This window comes from Arthrobacter sp. Soil_N43 (genome assembly GCF_057655195.1).
In genome coordinates, this window is sequence record NZ_JBDGML010000113.1 from 101,990 (window position 1) to 121,446 (window position 19,457).

The 19,457-nt window shown below is 62.6% G+C and carries 11 protein-coding genes and 1 pseudogene; 8 read left to right on the forward strand and 4 right to left on the reverse strand.

The features are described from left to right. The first annotated feature begins 431 nt into the window (after positions 1-431). The 4 genes from AC3A3W_RS17170 to AC3A3W_RS17185 all read left to right on the forward strand — a co-directional run bounded on the left by AC3A3W_RS17170 (position 432) and on the right by AC3A3W_RS17185 (position 5,421). Positions 432-2,366 (forward strand): BCCT family transporter, encoded by a 1,935-nt coding sequence (locus AC3A3W_RS17170; protein ID WP_487444209.1) that lies wholly within the window; start codon positions 432-434, stop codon positions 2,364-2,366. A gap of 311 nt (positions 2,367-2,677) precedes the next feature. Further along, a complete protein-coding gene (locus tag AC3A3W_RS17175) occupies positions 2,678-3,949 on the forward strand; it encodes an MFS transporter (RefSeq protein ID WP_487444210.1) in 1,272 nt (423 codons plus the stop codon). A 120-nt stretch (positions 3,950-4,069) separates the two neighbouring features. Beyond that, positions 4,070-4,969 carry a 4-hydroxy-tetrahydrodipicolinate synthase gene (dapA, locus tag AC3A3W_RS17180; protein WP_487444211.1) on the forward strand — a complete coding sequence of 300 codons (900 nt, stop codon included), beginning with the start codon at positions 4,070-4,072 and terminating at the stop codon, positions 4,967-4,969. Positions 4,970-5,058: 89 nt separating this feature from the next. Beyond that, positions 5,059-5,421: a cupin domain-containing protein gene (locus tag AC3A3W_RS17185; protein WP_487444212.1), complete on the forward strand. Its 363-nt coding sequence runs from the start codon at positions 5,059-5,061 to the stop codon at positions 5,419-5,421. Between the two features lie 654 nt (positions 5,422-6,075). On the opposite strand, the gene AC3A3W_RS17190 is transcribed toward AC3A3W_RS17185, so the two are convergent. Together AC3A3W_RS17190 and AC3A3W_RS17195 are read right to left on the reverse strand one after the other, a co-directional pair. After that, positions 6,076-6,504, reverse strand: a complete 429-nt coding sequence (locus AC3A3W_RS17190) for a GlcG/HbpS family heme-binding protein (RefSeq protein ID WP_487444213.1) — start codon at positions 6,502-6,504, stop codon at positions 6,076-6,078. After that, positions 6,501-8,681, reverse strand: coding sequence for a malate synthase G (locus tag AC3A3W_RS17195; protein WP_487444214.1), 2,181 nt, complete (start codon positions 8,679-8,681; stop codon positions 6,501-6,503). The genes AC3A3W_RS17190 and AC3A3W_RS17195 overlap by 4 nt, the downstream gene beginning before the upstream one ends. A 371-nt stretch (positions 8,682-9,052) precedes the next feature. Between AC3A3W_RS17195 and AC3A3W_RS17200 the strand changes: the two are divergent. From AC3A3W_RS17200 to AC3A3W_RS17210, 3 genes and pseudogenes are all read left to right on the forward strand, one after another. After that, a pseudogene (locus tag AC3A3W_RS17200) lies at positions 9,053-10,812 on the forward strand (L-lactate permease). An 85-nt stretch (positions 10,813-10,897) separates the two neighbouring features. Continuing rightward, positions 10,898-12,268, forward strand: coding sequence for an FAD-binding oxidoreductase (locus AC3A3W_RS17205; RefSeq protein ID WP_487444215.1), 1,371 nt, complete (start codon positions 10,898-10,900; stop codon positions 12,266-12,268). 138 nt (positions 12,269-12,406) lie between these two features. Further along, positions 12,407-13,177: a FadR/GntR family transcriptional regulator gene (locus AC3A3W_RS17210; RefSeq protein WP_487444216.1), complete on the forward strand. Its 771-nt coding sequence runs from the start codon at positions 12,407-12,409 to the stop codon at positions 13,175-13,177. Between the two features lie 298 nt (positions 13,178-13,475). Here the strand turns inward: AC3A3W_RS17210 and AC3A3W_RS17215 are convergent, their stop codons facing one another. Both AC3A3W_RS17215 and AC3A3W_RS17220 read right to left on the reverse strand, forming a co-directional pair. Beyond that, positions 13,476-16,301 (reverse strand): FAD-binding and (Fe-S)-binding domain-containing protein, encoded by a 2,826-nt coding sequence (locus tag AC3A3W_RS17215; protein ID WP_487444217.1) that lies wholly within the window; start codon positions 16,299-16,301, stop codon positions 13,476-13,478. Beyond that, positions 16,301-18,010: an L-lactate permease gene (locus tag AC3A3W_RS17220; RefSeq protein WP_487444218.1), complete on the reverse strand. Its 1,710-nt coding sequence runs from the start codon at positions 18,008-18,010 to the stop codon at positions 16,301-16,303. The genes AC3A3W_RS17215 and AC3A3W_RS17220 overlap by 1 nt, the downstream gene beginning before the upstream one ends. A gap of 138 nt (positions 18,011-18,148) precedes the next feature. Here AC3A3W_RS17220 and AC3A3W_RS17225 point away from each other — a divergent pair, with 138 nt between their 5' ends. Beyond that, on the forward strand, positions 18,149-18,841 hold the full coding sequence (locus tag AC3A3W_RS17225) for a GntR family transcriptional regulator (protein ID WP_487444219.1): 693 nt from the start codon (positions 18,149-18,151) through the stop codon (positions 18,839-18,841). Positions 18,842-19,457: the final 616 nt, after the last annotated feature.

Consider the following 19,457-nt stretch of genomic DNA (forward strand, 5'->3'; position numbering starts at 1 on the left):
CTCCACGGCGTGATGCTTGCCGCGGGACTTCACCTGTCAGTAGGGCGGAGTCTGGCCAACGTCATATTTACCAAGCTGGTCGGCTCAGGTGATTGCCCCGCGGACCGCCCTGGCCGACTACGAAATGTTGCTTCTCTCCGACGTGACTGTGTAGCGCGAAGTCGCTCTAACACCTGGTCAACAGAATGCAGCTCACATAGCCTGCCTGATCAAAGCCGGTTCTACCGTCCTGGGATGCCGGGTGGCGGCAGGCAACATACTCCGAAACTGCCCTTGTATTCATCACGCCAGGTCGGGCCCATCCTCGAGGACCCTGGCCGGCTAAAAAGCTTCCCACAGCGTGTGGCCCCTGATTGGAAGACAGCTTTCCGACACTGCCTTCCACCCAATTAGCAAGATCCTAGAATCCCTCCCTTCTGAAAGAGGCTCTCATGAGCACCAAACATTCCGCATCGGACGCGTCGCCCGATGAGGTGGTAATGGCGCCACCTGTAGATGACACCGCCCTCCTGCACCGCACCGAGTCAGAGGAGGCGAAGATCCTTGAAGATCTAAAGGACGGCGTCGCCGAACGACGCGGCGCACTACGGGAACACGCCCGTGGACTCGATAAGACGATCATTGTGGTGACCGGCGCGCTGGTCATTGCGTTCCTGATTTGGGGGTTCACGGACACCGATGGTCTGGCTGCTGCGTCAACTGCGGCGTTGAACTGGGTCCTCGGAACCTCGGGATGGGTCTTCGTCCTGCTGTCCTCGGTCTTCGTTGTGTACGTTCTGTGGCTGGCCATTGGCCGGTTCGGGAACATCCCGCTGGGCAAGGACGGGGAAGGGCCCGAATTCAAGACCGGGTCCTGGATCTCCATGATGTTCGCCTGCGGCATGGGCATCGGCCTGATGTTCTACGGTGTTGCCGAGCCCCTTTACCACTACATTTCACCGCCCCCGAGCACGGTGGACGGGCAGACAGTTGAAGCCGTCGAGACGGCCATGGCCACCTCGGTATTCCACTGGACCCTGCACCCCTGGGCCATGTACGCGGTCGTCGGAATAGCCATTGCCTACAGCACCTTCCGGCTGGGCCGCAAGAACCTGCTCTCGGAGGCCTTCGCCTCCCTCTTCGGCCGCAAGGCCGTCGACGGCCTCGGCGGGAAAATCATCAACATCCTCGCCATCTTCGCCACCCTCTTCGGCTCCGCGGCGTCCTTGGGCTTGGGAGCCCTGCAGATCGGCAGCGGCCTGCAGTTCAACGGAGTCGTCGGCGAGGTCGCCACGCCGCTTCTAGTGATTATCATCGCCGTGCTCACGTTCTGCTTCGTCGCCTCGGCGGTATCAGGCCTGGAGAAGGGCATCCAGTTCCTGTCCAACACCAACATGGTCCTCGCTGTCGTGCTGGCGGTCATCGTCTTCGTCGTCGGCCCCACCATGTTCATCCTGAACATCATCCCCTCGGCACTGGGCTCCTACATCCAGCAGCTGCCCGAAATGGCCGCCCGCACCGAAGCCACCGGCGATGACACCATGCGCGCCTGGCTCTCGGGCTGGACCGTGTTCTACTGGGTGTGGTGGATGTCCTGGACCCCGTTCGTAGGCATGTTCATCGCCCGGATCAGCCGCGGACGCACCATCCGCCAGTTCGTCACCGGCGTGCTGTTCGTCCCGTCCCTGGTCTCCCTGCTCTGGTTCGCCGTCTTCGGCGGCACCGCCATCCACCAGCAGCGCGCCGCTGACGCCACCGCGGACACCGGCGACGGCATCGCCACCATCGTCGACGGTGCCCCCAGCATCTCCTTCGACGGTGCGCTGTTCGCGATGCTCAACGGGCTCGGCACACCCCAGTGGCTCACCATCGGCCTTGCCGTCCTCGCCATGGTCCTGACCGCGATCTTCTTCGTCACCGGGGCTGACTCGGCCTCGATCGTGATGGGCTCCCTCAGCTCCCGCGGTACCCTCAAACCCTCCAAACCCGTCGTCGTGTTCTGGGGAGTCCTGATGGGAACCGTGGCAATCGTGATGCTCCTGGCCGGCGGTGACACACCCGCCGAAGCACTCAGCGGGCTCCAACGCATGACGATCGTCGCCGCAGCCCCCTTCGTCATCGTCCTGCTCGTCCTCTGCATCGCGCTCACCCGGGACCTCCGCAGAGACCCCATCTGGCTCCGCAAACAACTCTCCGACTCCGTCATGCGACGCACCGTCCGCGCAGCCGTCGATGAACACGGTCACCAAAAATTCATCCTCGCGACCAAAGAATCCATAGCCCCACCCACCGGACAACTCCATGCAGTAGACGCCACCGCAGCAGGAACGCCCATCTACCCCAGCAACAACGGCAAAAAGGCCTCACACACCCACCCGGAAAGCTAGAACCCCAAAACCCAACCAAAGGCCGGATTCAACGCCGATACTGAGTGATCGCCCATCTAATCAACTCGATAACAACTCCAGCCTCATAACTGTTCGGCAAGCGCTCCGGCGGCACATGTTCCCCACCTGCACACCACGCCGTCGGAGCGCACACCGCCTCAGTGACCGGAAAACGGAAAATAGTGCTCCAACACCGCGAACGAGGAACCAAAAACCCATCTATCCCCACGGGGAGGAATATACCAGTGTCAGCCACAAATAATTCGACTGCCGGTCAGAACGTCGTCTCAGCGGCAACCAAAAAACGCTTCATGATCAGAATGATCGCCGTCCTGATCGGCGGCATGTTCCTGGACGGCTACATCCTCGGCATCATTGGACCGTTGTCGGGGAGGATGGCTGAGGACCTGGAGCTCTCAGTGGTTTGGCAAGGTCTAATTGCCGCGGCCGCCCTGATCGGCATCCTCATCGGCTCGCCGCTGGGTGGCTGGGCAGCCGACAAATGGGGCCGCAAACCAATTTTCATGTTCGACATCGGCCTCTTCGCGGTCGCGTCAGGCATGCAGTTCTTCATCGACTCACCCGTGTGGCTGCTGGTAGTGCGGCTGCTCATGGGCATTGCAATCGGCGCCGAGTATGCGGTCGGATGGCCCCTGATGGCTGAGTTCTCTGCCACCCATCTGCGGGGGCGGCTGATGGGCGCAATGGAGATCGCCTGGTACGGCGGCTTCATGGTCGCGTTCCTGATCGGCTATTTGCTGGCTGAGTATACGAATATTGGCTGGCACTTCATTCTGGGTACGAGCACGTTCATCGCGGTTGCCTTGTTCCTCGCCCGGCTTGGCTTGCCGGAGTCGCCACGCTGGCTTTGGAGCGTGGGACGCAAGGACGAGGCCCGCGCCCTGGCAGCACAATACATGCCCGATGATGCGCTCGAGGACGTCCAGCACGAGGACGTGCGCAAGGGCAGCTTCGGGATGCTGTTCTCCAAGGAGCACTGGCGGTCCACCTTGTTCATCTCGGCCTTTTGGTTCTGCGCCGTGACCCCGTACTTCGCTATCGCCACCTTCGCCGACAGCGTGCTGCACCAGTACGGGCTTTCCGGCGGGCTCGCAGGCGGAGTCGGACTCTCCGCCGTCGCCCTGGCTGGAGTCGTCGTCACGGTCTTGCTGATCGACAAGGCCGGCCGCCGAGTCCTGTGCGTTCCGCCGCAGTGGTTGTGCGCCGTCGTCCTCGCCATAATCGGCATGTGGGCCGGGGCGCCCGGGCCTGTTGTACTCGTCCTGTTCCTGATCTTCTCGTTCTTCAACGCGATGTACACCACGTTGACCGGTGTCTATCCGAGCGAGGTCCTCCCGACGGAGATCCGTGGAATCGGAACAGGCTTCGCAGCCGCTGTCAGCCGCGTCGGGGCAGGAATCGGCATCTTCCTGATGCCAATGTCCATGGAGAGCCTCGGGGCAGGTCCCACCATGCTCATCGCCGCCGCTGTCGCCTTAGCCGGAGCGGGACTGTCCCAGTGGCTGGCTCCCGAGACGAAGGGAAAAACCCTCACGGAGGCTGCCGCAGGCTACTCACACTGAGCCTAGGTAAATCCAAGAATCATGTGGCTCCTGATCCGGGAAGGTTAGCCCCTTCCCGGGCCGGAAATAACGCCAACATCGCTTCTCTCCAACAAGTACTCAACAAGCAGTCAGGAACCCATGTCCTCTCAACTCAACGGTGTGCTCACCGCTCTGGCAACCCCCTTTAACACTGACGGCCGGATCGACGAGCCAGGTCTTCGTGCCCTCGTCGAACGTTCCATCGCCGGGGGCGTCGACGGTGTAGTGGCCTGCGGCTCCACCGGTGAATTCGCTGCGCTCAGCTCCGATGAACGCCGCCTGGTCGTGCAGACCGTCGTGGAACAGACGGCAGGGCGGGTGCCGGTCGTGGCGCAAACAGGAGCGACCAGCACGCGGCAGTCCATCGAGAACTCCCTGCACGCGCAGGAATGTGGCGCTGACGTGCTCATGCTGATTGCCCCCTACTACGAGCCACTCTCGATGTCCGAGACCACCGGATACTTCCGCGCCGTGGCTGAACAAGTGGAACGTCCCGTGATGCTGTACAACTACCCGTCTGCTACCGGCGTCAACCTCGATGCCCGAACCGTGGGAGAACTCGCCCGCGAAGTAGAGAACATCCGCTACATCAAGGACTCCAGCGGCAATATGGAACAGGCCATCCAGCTCATCCACCTCCACCGTGACAACATCACCACCATCATCGGCTCAGACAGCCTGATCCTTGCCGCCCTCACAGAGGGTGCCACGGCTGTCATGGCAGGCACCGCCAACCTGGTCCCACGAGAAATTGTGGCTGTCCAGCGGGCGGTTGCAGCTGGTGACTTCGCCACAGCCCAGGCCGAGTGGAACCGCATCTACCCGCTGATCGACGCCATTCTGTCCGCGCCTTTCGTTCCCGCCGTGAAGGCCGCTCTCAAAATTCTCGGACTCCCTGCCGGCACCGCCCGCCGCCCCACCGCAGACCTCGCGCCTGCTTCCCTGGAGCGCATCGAGGAACTCGTGGTCGAACTCCAACTGCAGGAGTCTTACGCCTAGGAGCCCCAGCACGATTCAAAGAACACGACCACAAGACCTTCATCCTCACCACCGCCTCCCCGCCCACAAAGACAAGGAATAGGAAGCACATGACAAACCCACAACCCGAAGTTCTCCGTTCGATCCAAAGCCTGTCCTTCCCTGACCCGGTTTCTAAGCCAACGGCTGCTGATGGCACGGATCCAAGGGATGCGACCGACAGCGTCTCGACGCTCAACGCCAGCAAAGTAGACCTTGGCTTCTGGGAATGCTCTCCAGGCAGTTTCAAGACGTCCCGCCAGGGCGTGAACGAGGTCATTTTGGTGTTAGAGGGACGAGGAACTCTTGTTTCCGAGACAGGGGAACGTCTGGACCACAGAACCGGCGACATGGTCTTGATCCCAAACGGCTGGAGCGGGAAATGGGAAATCCACGAACACTTTAAGAAGCAATACATCACTATGTCGGTCTGAACCAAACATGAGGCGCGCTCCCTTTGAGCGGGTGTGAACAGTGTGTCAGCTTTGGGTGTAGGTCAGACCGACGGAGTCTGTGGGGCCCGTTGCGTGAAGTTGTCTCAACTACTCACTCGCGGCTGCAAGAGGAGGGGTTGATGCCTGTAGGTCGCACTGGGAATACGGCCACGGAGGCGCGCTGTAACCGTCGCGCCATGGACACTTGCAATCTCGCCGTTACTTCGCTGGTAGTTGCCGCCTGCCGCGACACGGTACTGCTTATGCATCAAGAGAATCGGGGTTGGTGCTCCATAAGGGTCCGCCTGACGTTTCTCTCCGGCGAACGAAAGTATGCAGCACCAGCAACAGGGCGACATGCAAGAACCGCGCCTCCGAAAGCACTGCTCTTGTTTTCGAGCGCAGCTTTCGGAGGTGCGGTTCAGCTTAGGCGCACGTATTCGATCCGCTGTCCACCGCCGCCGCCTCCAACCCATGAACATGCAACGAGCATCGAGTCGGTCGGTCTTCCCCCGACGGCGACCTTCGAGGTCAAGGCTTGGAGATTGACCTCGATTACGTCGAACGACTAGGAGTTTCGTATTGAAGGGATGCTAGGAGCCGCCGGACTCACGTGGGCTGAGGTGCGCCCGGCGGATCAGATCACCCGGGCGGTCAGGCTACCTGCGCCGTCAGACCGGCCGCCTTGATGGCCGTCGCCGCCGCGGTCTCGTCGTTGTCGGAGGTGTCTCCGCTGATGCCGACGGCACCCTTGATTGTGCCGTCGTCATCGCGCACGAGGACGCCACCGGGCACTGGGATCAAGCGGCCTGCGAGAGCGGCGGTCGCAGCGGCGATGAAGTAGGCCTGCTGCTCGGCGCGCTCCATGATGGCCCGCGATCCCATCCCGAGGGCGAGGGCACCATAGGCCTTGCCTTGGGCAATGTCGAAGCGGTTATTCGAAGCGCCGTCCTGGCGAGAGACGGCGATGACGTGGCCTCCTGCGTCGAGCACGACAACGGTGAGCGGTTTGAAACCGTGTTCCTGACCCGTCGCGAGGGCCTGGGTGATGATGGACTGGGCAGTCGCTAGGTCAATGTTCATGAGGTGCTCCTGGCAAGGTCGTGGATGTGTTTCTGCGTGGCTCGGCGCAAGTGCAAGACGGGTTCTGTGTATCCGGCCGGCTGCGCGACGCCGTCAAGTGCGAGCTCGCGGGCGGCTAGGAACGCCTCGGTGTCAAACGCAGGGGACATTGGCAAATAGTCCGGATCTGAGGCGTTCTGCTCGTCGACGACCGCAGCCATGCGGCGCAGCGATTCTTCCACTTGCTCCGTGGTTACAACCCCGTGCCGGACCCAGTTGGAGACATGCTGCGAGCTGATGCGGCAGGTGGCCCGATCCTCCATGAGCGCCACGCCCTGAATATCGGGAACCTTGGAGCATCCGATGCCGGCGTTCACCCAGCGCACGACGTAGCCCAAGGTGCTCTGGATATTGTTGTCCAGCTCGTTGCGTCGAGCATCGGCGTCCCAATTGGAGGGGTCCCCGACCGGGATGGTGAGAAGCTGCCGCAACGTGGAGCGGCGCGCCCCACCGAGCTCGGCCTGCCGGGCGTCCACGTCGACCTGGTGGTAGTGGATGGCGTGCAGGGTCGCGGCGGTCGGCGAGGGAACCCAAGCACAGTTGGCGCCGGCGAGCGGGTGCGCGATCTTCTGGGCGAGCATGTCCGCCAGATTGTCCGGTGCCGCCCACATGCCCTTGCCGATCTGGGCCCGGCCGCGGAATCCGCATTCCAGTCCAATGTCGACGTTGGCGTCCTCGTAGGCGGCAATCCAGCTGGAAGTGCGCATGTCGGCCTTGCGCACCATGGGCGCTGCGAGCATTGAGGTGTGGATCTCGTCGCCGGTGCGGTCCAGGAATCCGGTGTTGATGAATACCACGCGGTCGCGCGCCTCCCAGATACACGCCTTGAGGTTGGCCGAGGTGCGGCGTTCCTCGTCCATGATTCCGATCTTGAGGGTGAGCGGGTCAAGGCGCAGCACCGACTCTGTGGCCGCGAGTAGAGCGCAGGCCACTGCCACTTCCCGCGGTCCGTGCATCTTTGGCTTCACGATGTATACCGAGCCTGTCCGCGAATTGTTGCGTGCGTTCGGCCCGCGCAGGTCGTGCACGGAACCGAGGCCGGTAAACAGGGCGTCGAGGATCTCCTCTGGCACCGGGTCACCGGCCGTATCAAGAACGGCGTCACTCGTCATGAGGTGGCCGACCTGGCGGATGAGCAGCAGCGAGCGGCCTGACAGGGTCAGTTCGGAGCCGTCAGGTGCGGTGTAGAGGCGGTCGGGGTTCAGCCGTCGGGTGTAAGTGCCCCCGCCCTTGGCGACCTCGGCGGTTAGAGTGCCCTGCATCAGCTGCAGCCAGTTGCGGTAGCCGACCACCTTGTCCTCGGCGTCGACGGCCGCCACCGAGTCTTCGAGGTCCATGATTGTCGTGATCGCGGATTCCAGCACTATGTCTTTCACGCCGGCTGGGTCGCCCGATCCGATGAGATGGGTGAAGTCAATCTGGATCTCCATGTGCAGGCCGTGATGGACGAGCAGCACGGCCTCAGGCTCATCCGCGGCTCCCCGATAGCCGCGGAGCTGGTCCTTCTTTGCCAGCTCTGTCGTGCCGTTCGGGGTTTCGGCGACGAGGACGCCGTCTGCAACACGGTAGGCGGTGACGTCTGCGTGCGAGCCGGCCGCCAACGGCGCGTGCTCGTCCAGGAACTGTCGCCCGCGGGCGACGACGGCGGCGCCCCGGACCGGGTTGTAGCCGCCCGTTCGCTCACGTCCCTCCGCTTCGTCGACGACGTCGGTGCCGTACAGGGCATCGTAAAGCGAGCCCCAGCGGGCGTTGGCCGCGTTGACCGCAAAGCGTGCGTTCAGCAGCGGCACGACAAGCTGGGGTCCGGAGATCGTGGCGATTTCGGGGTCGACCCGGTCGGTCGTGATAGTGAAATCCGCAGGCTCATCGGCCAAGTAACCGATCGAACGCAGGAACGCCTCATAGACCTCAGGGTGCGACGGGCCGTTCAAGCGGTGGAACTCGTCAATCTGCTGCTGCAGCCGGTCACGGACACCGAGCAGCTCGCGCACCTGCGGCGAGAACTCCCCGATTAGCGCCGCGGCGCCTCTCCAAAATTCCTCCTCCTCGATCCCGGTGCCGGGCAACGCCTCGTCCCGGACAAAGGCGTGGAGCTCTTCGGCGATTCTAAGGCCATTAGTTTCTATTCGGTTTGACATGTTTCTCACCCATCCACGGTATTCCGCACAGCGGAAAAAATATTTCAACAAGTAGAACCTAGCGACCGTAACGATGCCTGTCAACGCTCAAGTCGAGTTCGCTCACGGCGGCGCCTTGGCTATCCGACAGTCGACACTAACGGCTAAAGCAACGTGAAATTTTTTCTCTGAAAGACCATTGACTAGCGGTCAGACCGATACGTAAGGTCGATCCATAGAGCAGAATGATTTTATCGCATGGTGGAAAATAGCGGCTCTTCTGCAACCCCCGGACCAGACCCGTCGGAGATCTGCCCCATCAATTGATGCTTTCAGTCCTATGCACCACGTACTCTCTCCCTCCCCCCGCTCCAAATACAAAGGAGTTTTTTGTGAGCACTTACCAGCAAGTCGTGGATCCCCTCTGGGGTTCGCTTGGCCTATCCGCCTTGTGTGCGGCGTTGCCGTTGCTTCTTCTGTTTGTCCTGTTGGGCGTCTTCCGTGTCAAGGCCGCAAAAGCTGCCCTGGTCAGCCTGCTGCTGTCCATCGTGCTGGCCACCGCCGTGTGGCAGATGCCTTTGGATCAGGCTCTCAGCGCCACCGCCGCCGGCGCCTTTTACGGACTGTTTCCGATTCTATGGATCTTGGTGAACGCCCTGTGGGTGTACAAGCTCACCGTGGCCACTCCGTGGTTCGATGCGCTCGGCAGGACCATTAGGTCGATTTCCAACGACCTGCGCATCCTCTCCATTCTGATTGCGTTTTGCTTCGGTGCGCTCCTCGAATCCCTGGCTGGTTTCGGTGCGCCGGTGGCGATCACCGCGGCGATGCTGATGGCCGCCGGCATGAAGCCTCTGAAGTCCGCCATCGTCTCCCTCCTGGCCAACACTGCCCCCGTGGCTTTCGGTGCCATGGCCGCCCCAATTATTGCCCTCAACGGCGTCACGGGGCTGCCGCTCCAGGACCTGTCCTCGATGGCTGGCCGCCAGACACCCTTTATCGCCCTGATCGTGCCGCTGCTGCTCGTCTTTATCGTGGACGGCAAGCGCGGCCTGAAGCAGACCTGGCCCGTGGCGCTGGTGGCCGGCGCGGTGTTCGGCATTTTCCAGTTCATCACGTCCAACTACTTTGCCGTCGAACTGACTGACGTTGTGGCCGCTGTCGCCACGGTGGCCGCTGGCTGCTGATGCTTCGTGTCTGGCAGCCCCGACAGATCATCGAGATGTCCGGGGAGGGCAGGGAACCAGGCGAGCCCGGCGAAGAGTTGCCATCCGGTCCGGCACAGTCCCGTCCGGCCTCGGCTCGCCTCTACGGTTCAGAGCGGGAGCCGGCCTCCGCCTCCGTTACGGAGGCCGTTTCCGCAGCGGCGACCACGCGAGTCATGACACCAACCAACGTACAGCGGCCCGCGGCGCGGGAAATCTGGATGGCCGTAGCGCCATACCTGATCATTATGACTATTTTTTCCATCGCCCAGATTCCTCTGGTGAAGAACTGGTTGAGTGTGGTGGGAAGCGTGAGTTTTGCATGGCCGGGCCTGGACGTTGTCGATGCAGACGGGAAGCATGTTGCCGCGCAGAAGTTCAAGTTCGACCACCTCAAGGCCACCGGTACGCTTCTGCTGATCTCTGGCATCCTCACCATGATCCTGTACCGCATTCCGGCAATCAGTGGACTCCGGATTTACTGGGAAACTCTTAAGCAATTGCGCTGGACCATCATCACCGTGACCGCCGTCCTCGCCCTGTCATTCGTCATGAACCTGTCTGGACAGACAACGTCCCTCGGTTTGGCACTCGCCTCGGCCGGCGGCTTCTTTGCTGTGCTCTCCCCGGTGATCGGCTGGATCGGAGTCGCGCTCACCGGCTCTGACACGTCCTCAAATTCCCTGTTCGGCCAACTCCAGGTTGCCGCAGCCGAACAAACAGGCCTGCCTCCGGTACTCATGGCAGCAGCAAACTCCTCCGCCGGCGTGATGGGCAAGATGCTGTCCCTGCAAAACCTGGCAGTAGCTTCGGCAGCCGTGGGCCTTGAAGGAGCCGAAAGCACGCTGTTCCGGAGGCTTCTGGGCTGGAGCCTTGCGCTCCTAGCCGTAATGATCATCCTGGTCCTGCTGCAATCAACTCCGGTGCTGGGCTGGATGGTTCCCTAAACCCCGCATTATCCAAAACGAACATCGCACTGGGTACGGTTTCGTCCTACCCCTGGGCCCCAAGAAGACAAAGAGGTTTCCTTCCATGAGCACAACAGCAGCCCTCACAGCGTCGTCGGCTCTCCTGAAAGCCAGCGCACACTCGTCGACCGACTTGGACGAACGTGTCCGGGTCAGCACGGACCGATCCGGCTACATCCCGCCCAGCCTCCCGGATGGCGTCGTGTACGCCACCAGCACGGAGGAAGTGGTTGCCACCATGAAACTCGCCGCTGCACACAACGTTCCGGTGGTTCCCCGCGGGGCCGGGACAGGACTGGCGGCGGGAGCTTCGGCCCACGCGGGCGAAGTGGTCCTTGACCTGGCCCGGATGAACAAGATCCTCCACATCGACCCGGTGGAGCAGCTGGCGGTGGTGGAACCTGGCGTCCTCAATGCCGAAGTGAACGCCGCAGCAGGAGCCCACGGCCTTTTCTACGCACCGGACCCCGCGAGTACGGCAATTTGCTCCATCGGTGGCAACATCGCCACCAACGCTGGCGGAATGTGGTGCGCAAAATACGGCGTTACACGGGAATCCGTCCTGGCGCTCCAAGTTGTCCTGCCCGACGGCCGGATGCTGCGCACGGGAAGGAACACCATTAAGGGGGTTACCGGGTACGACCTGAACGCCCTGATGATCGGTTCTGAAGGAACGCTGGGGGTGGTGGTGGAAGCCACCCTGCGCCTTCGGCCCCGGCCCATCCAGACTGCCACCGTCGCCGCCTATTTCCCGGATGTCGACGCCGCGGCCCTGGCTGCATCTGCGATCATCGCAGCCCGGCTGCAGCCCTCGGTACTGGAACTTATGGACGGCCCCACACTGGAAGCTGTGGACGCGGCGCAAGGCACCAACCATCGCTCAAAGGGCGGCGCCTTCCTACTGGCCCAGACCGACGGGTACGGCGCATTCCTGGAGCAGGATGTCCTTCTCCAGGCCATAGAGCCTTTCGCCAGCCATGTAGAGAAGGCCATTGACGCCGCCGCCGCTGATGCGCTTGTGGCCACGCGAAGGGAAGCCATCCCGTCGCTGGAACAACTTGGCCGTGTCTCGATCTGCGACATTGGTGTCCCGCGGAACCGGCTAGCAGATGTCTTCGCAGGACTTGAAGACATCTCCCGTAAGACCGGAGTACGAATCTTCAATGTGGCCCACGCGGCCGACGGAAACCTCCACCCTATGATCGTGGTGGACCCTGACGAATCCATCACGGAAGGACCCGCGAAGAAGGCCCTCGGCGACATGTTCTACCTGGCCCAGCGCCTTGGGGGCACACTCACCGGTGAACACGGCGTGGGCCTGCTCAAGCGAGACTGGCTTGAAGACGAGCTGGGCAGCGTGTCGCTGGAACTTCAGCGGTCGATCCGCAATGTGTTCGATCCTCAGGGAATTCTGAACCCGGGTAAAGCCATCTAACCGGACTCCACAGTTCCTCGACAGCCTCGGGTAAGGAAAGGGATAGCGGCCCCTCTCAGGTTCTGTTATCCCTTTCCTTTTCCTGAGCTCTTGGACAGGACCGTAGCTGATGCTGTTCCTGGTAGGGGAAACTGAAGCATGACCGATTTAGCGCCCTCCTCACCAAAGCGGACGTACGATGCACTCCTGCAGGATGTTGAGGAGGGGTTGCGCTCCGGACGCTTCAAAACCGGGGACCAGCTTCCCGGGGAGCGCATACTGGCGGAAAAGTACGGCATATCCCGGGCATCAGTTCGAGAGGCAATGCGCATCCTGGATGTCGTGGGTGTCATCCGCAGCCCGAGCGGGGCGGGCCCCAAGTCCGGCGCCGTCATCGTCTCTGAACCTTCGGCAGGACTGTCCGCCACACTTCGCCTCCACATCGCCAGCAGCCGGCTTGCCGTCAAAGACATCGTTGAAACCCGGATTCTCCTCGAAACATGGGCTGCCGAGGCGGCTGTCCAACATGACAATCCGCAGGGCATCCAGCGGGCCAGGGAGCTTCTTATGGCCATGGATGCTTCCGACATCGATTACGAAACATTCCATAATTTGGACGCACAGTTCCATCTGGCCCTCAGCGCGTTAGCTGGCAATGCGGTCATCGATACGGTCATGGACTCCCTTAGCGGCTCGGTCCGTGGCTACATCAAGGACGCCCTCGTTTCCCTCGGGCAATGGCCGGTCGTCCTCGCAGAGCTTAGGGCTCATCACCACGCAATCTTTGCTGCCGTTGAAGACAAGAACGGGAGCCTTGCAGCCGACCTGCTCCGGAAGCATATCGGGTGGCTGTACGACCAGACCACAAGCGCGCATTCCCTAGCGCCCAACCCCGATGGGAACATTCTGGCAAGTCCGACCCAAGCCTGATCGGTTAGAAGTCTGGGCCGCAGGGCGTCCTGCCCCGCTTAGCCGCCCACGGCCCGGACTGCGGAAGAAGCTTCAATCGAACTTAGGCATTAGTCGCCCGGGAGCAGGGCGAAGAGCGGCTGCAAAGTCGGCTGCCTCAGAGAAATCTCCCAAAATGCCGGACGACACAGACAGCGAGGGAAGAAGCCGGTGCCATGAGTGGGGGCTGCAGAGCATTCAGGTGCTGAGCCTGCTCGGTGAACGACGGGACGCCCCCAGGGGGAGCTAGATTCGGTCACCTCGTCATTGGAGGTCCCTGTTACCGCGTCACTTCCTCCAGCAGTTCCAGCACGTGCCGGTAGTCGGCGCCCGTTGCCCTGGTCATCCCCAGTTCACAGGTGCGGTTGCATGATGCATGCGCTGACGCACCGATTTGCTCAACCTCTTTGCCCTGCTTCTCGGTGGCGGACTCCGTGAGCTCGGGGTGGAGCATGCCGCGGTCCCCGGCGAAGGCGCAGCAGCCCCAGTTCACCGGAACCTCCACCTTGTCCGCCACCGCCTTGGCCACTGCGTCCAGGGAACCGTTTATCCCCATGCGCGTCGAGGAGCAGGTGGGGTGCAGCGCCAGAGAACCGAGCTTTGCGTGGTCCGGAAGCTTGGGCAGGATGTGCTCGGCGGCGAAGTCCACGGCGTCCACGATCCGCAGCGGGCGCTGGCCCTCCAAGGGGACGTCCGATTCCACGGCCTGCCGGAGCCCCTCCGTGCAGGAGGACGCGTCGCAGATGATGGCGAGTTCCCCGTCCCGGGTGGCTTCCCGGAGCGCGGTGAGGGTTTTCTCCTGCATCGTCGCCTGGCCGATCACCATGCCCTTGGAAGACCAAGGTGTTCCGCAGCAGAGGCCGTCGATGCCCTTCGGCACCAGCAGCGTGATGCCCGCACGCCCGCACAGTTGCTCAAAGCTGTACTGGACGCCGTGGCCGGGTTCCTCGCCGTCGCGCTTAGCCGCCCCGAACATCGTCCCCACGCACGCAGGGAAGTAGACGGCATCCGGCGTGCCATTCGGTATCGGACGTTTCCGCACGGGACCGCCGCCCGGCAGCTCAGGTGAGTACAGCGGCACGGTGTCCGTTCCCATGACCACCCGGGCCGCCTTGTTGGGTGCAATGACTGCCGCAGCGGGCAACTTGTCCACCACGGTGAGGGCGAGCGAGGCTCCGCGTGTGACCCCTTCCCAGTGCTTGGCCGCGGCGTTCCACGCGACGTTAAGCACAGGGCCAGCGTCGGAGCGCCGCATGCGCTTGACCAGCAGGCCGGTGTTGATCTCCACGGGACATGCAGTCTGGCACATACCGTCCACAGCGCAGGTTTCCACGGACTCGTAGTCATAATCCTTTTCAAGCTGCTTAACCAGCGCCGTGTCTCCAGCCAGTCGCGCGGATTCAATGGCGCGGAGCGTGACAATGCGCTGCCGCGGTGTAAGGGTGAGGTCCTTACTGGGGCACACCGGTTCGCAGTAGCCGCAGGAAACGCAGCGATCCACTTCTTCGGCCACCGGGGGCGCCGTCTTAATGTGGCGCAAGTGCGCCTGCGGATCGTCGTCCATCAGGACCCCGGGGTTAAGCATCCCTGACGGGTCAAACAGCTGCTTAATCCTGCGCATCACGCTGTATAGCTCGTCGCCGTACTGCCGCCGTACGTAAGGTGCCATCACCCGTCCGGTGCCGTGCTCGGCCTTCAGCGACCCGCCTTCGCCCAGGACCAGTTCCACCATGTCTTCGGTGAAAGCGCTGTAGCGGTCCAGCTCGTCCGCGGTGGTGAAGCCGTCGGTGAGCATGAAATGGACGTTGCCGTCCTTCGCATGGCCGAAGATGACGCTGTTGCTGTAGCTGTACTTGTCGAAGAGCCCGATCAGTTCCTTGCAGGTACGGCCCAGCACGGGAACCGGAACCACAATGTCTTCAAGCAGCGCCGTGGTCCTCGGCGGCCGGGCCCCGGCCACCGAGGCATACAGACCCTTGCGCAGCTGCCACAGCTGCGCCCGCGCGGACGCGTCACCCGTGAAATGCGCCGGAGCCGAGAGCCCCAACCCCTCCAGGGCGCTTTCGCGGCCGTGCTGCAGGGCGGCCAGTTCGTCCGGCCCTCCGGCCGAGTACTCCACGAGCAGCGCCGCGTGGTCCCGGACCGCCAGGTCCTGTACGACGGCGGGGGTTCCCTTGAGCGTCTGACCCACCTTGAGGGACAGCGCATCCATGAGCTCCACCGTAGCGGCGCCGGTTTCCACCAGCGCGGGCAGGGCTTCATTTGCGGCTTGCAGGTCCGGGAAGACCAACAGCCCGGTGGCGGCGTGCGGCAGCCGCGGGATGGTGCGGAAGACCGCTTCGGCGACGAAGCCGAGGGTACCTTCGCTGCCGACGAGCAGGTGGGCCATCATGTCCACCGGGTTGTCGAAGTCCAACAGGGAGTCCAGGCCGTAACCCATGGTGTTCTTCATGGAGAACTGCTGCTGGATCCGGCGCACAGACTCGCTGTTGCCGCGCACCCGGCCGGCAACTTGCACCAGTCCTTTATACAGGTCCGGTTCCAGCGTCCGGAGCTTTTCATCGGCATCCGTTGCGCCGGTGTCGATGACCGTTCCCGACGGCAGTACCACGGTGAGAGACTCGAGCGTCCGGTACACGTTGTCCACGGTGCCGCAGTTCATGCCGGAGGAGTTGTTTGCCACCACTCCGCCGATGGTGCAGGCGGACTCGCTGGCGGGGTCAGGGCCAAACTTGCGCCCGTAGGGCGCCAGCCGCGCGTTCAGTGCCCGGACGGTGACGCCTGGCTGCACACGGACCCGGGCGCCGCCGTCGAGCACTTGAACGTCCTTGAAGTGGCGGCGGACGTCCACCAGCACACCGTCGGTGACTGCCTGGCCGCTCAGGCTGGTTCCGCCGGAGCGGAAGGTCAACGGAACGCCCTGGGAGGCACTTGCTTGGAGGAGGCCGCCGACTTCTGAGGCGTTTCCGGCCATGACAACCGCCTGCGGGATGAGCAGGAAATGGGAAGCGTCATGGGCGTTGGCGTGCAGGTCGATCGCCCGGGTCTTCACCTGGGAGGGATCGCCTACAGCCTGCTGGAACTCTGCCAGTTTAGGGTTTGACATCAGGGAACCATCCAGCCAAGCAGGGGAGTGGACTGCAGGAAGATCAGGAGCGTGATGAGGGCGAGCAGGCCCATGCTCCAGCCGATCAGCTTGCGGAATAGGGTTCCTTCCGCACCGTCAAGACCCACTGCGGCAGAGGCCACGGCGAGGTTTTGCAGCGACAGCATCTTGCCCATGACGCCTGCGGAAGAGTTGGAGGCTGCCATTAGGACCGGGGAGAGCCCGGTTTGTTCTGCAGCGGTGGCCTGCATCTGCCCGAACAGCGAGTTGGAGGAGGTGTCCGAGCCGGTCAGCGCAACACCGATCCAGCCGATCAGGGGCGAGAGGATGGCGAAGAAGCCGCCGGCCGAAGCGAGGGCGAATCCCAGCGTGGTGGTTTGGCCGGACAGGTTCATCACGAAGGACAGGGCCAGCACCGAGGTCACAGTTACGATGGTCCAGCGCAGCTGCACCAAGGTCTCGCGGTAGATGCGCAGTCCCTTACCTGCCGTGATCTTGTAGAGCGCCATAGTGATCGCACCGGACAGCAGCAGCAGCGTGCCGGTGGACTTGAAGTGGTCCAGTTTGAATTTGGTGGCGGCAAGGGCTTTGCCGGCTGAATCTTCGATGTGCAGGCCCGGCCACGCGAAGGTCACTGCACCCACTTGGCCCAACCAGGTCTTGATGAAGGGGATCTGCGCGACGGAGAACACCGCGATGATGATCAGGTAGGGTGCGATAGCCATCCAGATCTGCCGGGGTTCCGGGCGGCTGTTGTCGGCAGGGACGTCGCCCGCGTCTGCACTCGGCAGGGAGGGACGTGCCTGTGCATCGGCACCGGATCTGTGGGTTCCGTTGCTGTGGACCATGGCTGGGAGCTCCGCCGTTGTCACAGCTCCACCCATGCCGATGGTTTCCTTTGGCTGCCAGACCTTCAGCATCAGGAGCACCGCGGCCACGGTGACGACGGCGGCGACCACGTCCGTGAGTTCCACCGCCAAGTAGTTGGAGGTGACAAACTGCGCGGCCGCGAAGGCGGTCCCGGCGACCATGGCCACCGGCCAAGTCTGCTTCATGCCGCGTTTGCCATCCACGATGAAGACAAGCAGCAGCGGCACAATGAGTGCGATAAACGGAGTCTGGCGCCCGGCCATCGCGGATAGTTCATTCAGGGGCAGACCGGTGACGCCATTCAGGGCGATGATCGGTGCGGCCATTGCACCGAACGCCACCGGCGCAGTGTTGGCGAGGAGCGATACCACGGCGGACTTGAGGGGCTTCATGCCGGCGGCCATCAGCATGGCGGCCGAAATGGCCACCGGCGCGCCGAAGCCGGCCAGGGATTCGAGGAGGGCGCCGAAGCAAAACGCAATGAGGATGGAGAGGATACGAAGGTCACTGGAAATGGAGCGGATGGTCCTGCCTAGGACTTCGAACCAGGGCGTTGCCACCGTCAGCTTATAGATCCAGAGGGCATTCGCCAGGATCCACAGGATGGGAAAGAGTCCGTAGAACATTCCAGCGACGGTGGCGCTCAGCGCCTGGTCTACAGGCATGCGCCAGCCCACAATGGCCAGGAGCAGGGACAGGACCAGGCTGGCTATGGCCGCCTTGGGTGCTTTGACGCGGAAGACGCCCAACAGGACGAACAGAAGGACCAGGGGAAGCGCGGCGCACAGGGCCGAGAGCAAGAGGGACCCGGCAATGGGGTCGAGGATCTGCTGAAACATGTGTCTCCCGATTGTGTGAAGCGTCACAACTCCGTGACGCCTACCGATTGTCTAACAAGTACACTAGTTAGTCAATCGGACCAGCTCTTTGTCTGGCAAAATGAGTACGTCCAAAGCTTTGTACGGGAATGGGGATTTGTGTCTGGCCGCATCGCAGCTGTCTCGATCGTCGAAGCGATCGCCTCTGACCTGAGGGCCCGGATTTTTTCGGGGGAGCTGGTATCCTCTCAAACACTCACAGAGACGGACGTCGCATCCTCCTATGAGGTGGCCCGGCCTACAGCCAAGGCGGCCATCGAGAAGCTGGTGGCCGAGGGACTGCTGGTCCGGGGAGTGCACAAGACCGCCCGCGTCGCCGATCTGGGCCCGGAATCTGTGCGGGACATTTACGTCGCCCGGGCCTATCTGGAGAGTGAAGTGCTCCGCCGGCTGGCCTCAAGCCGGACGGTTCCGGCTGGTGCGGTGCGGGCCAACAAGGACATTGCTGCACTGGAAGCAGGCTCGACCCTCGATGTGGTGGAACCGGACATGCGGTTCCACGCCAGCCTGATCGACGCCGTCGGAAATGAACGCATCAGCAAGATGTACCTATCACTGGTGGGGGAAGTCCGCCTGTGCATGTCCCGGGTGCAGTCATTGCACCTCCTGGACGCCGCTTTGATCCAGGCGGAGCACCAGAGGCTCCTGGAACTGATCGAGGAGGGCCGCGGTGACGAAGCCGCCCGGCTGCTCGATGTCCATCTTGGGCGCGCCCGTGAACGGCTGGTGGCGGCAATGGGCGGCGAGGCCGGACCGGAAGCCCAGCTGCCATCCGACCTGGTGGCGGAGTAGAGACCCTCGCTACCGCCACTGCGAGGGGTTCGGGACTGCACCGGTGCGACCGTTACCCGCCATCTACGCAACGGATTGCTGCATGGATAGCTCCTACCGCAAAGGGGCCATCTTCACTGGTGCGCGGGAGTTCTGGCAGCCACATCGCTCCCGTGCTTTCAAACGCCGATAAGCGCGATTTTGTCGTGCTGGAAGGTGCGGGCCTAATGGAGGTCCCGGTTCATCGAGCGAAGTTCTGGTCATGCTCTCTTCTACTGTCTACGCCCATGAGATGGTCGAAGGGAGGTCGCAACGCTATGACGTTCAATGAATGCCGTCCTCGGTTTGCTGCGCACATCATTGCTCGGCCTATTTCGCGAGTCGGATTCCGGCTGAGCCCGGGAACGTCGTTTCGTCGCAGTTGGCCTGGCACGGCGGCTGGTCGTGGAGAGGGATTCCCATCGCCGCGCAAGGATCGTCACACTCGGATGGGTTGGGGCTCAAAATGTTCACAAAAGAGGGTGTGCACAATGTGCACACCCTGGGCTTCGGATTCGGTTGTACCGGCATCGGACTGGGCCGGATTGGCTATGTCTTCAGGGGAGGGACGGTTTTTCAAGGCTTGGCGCCCGGTTCG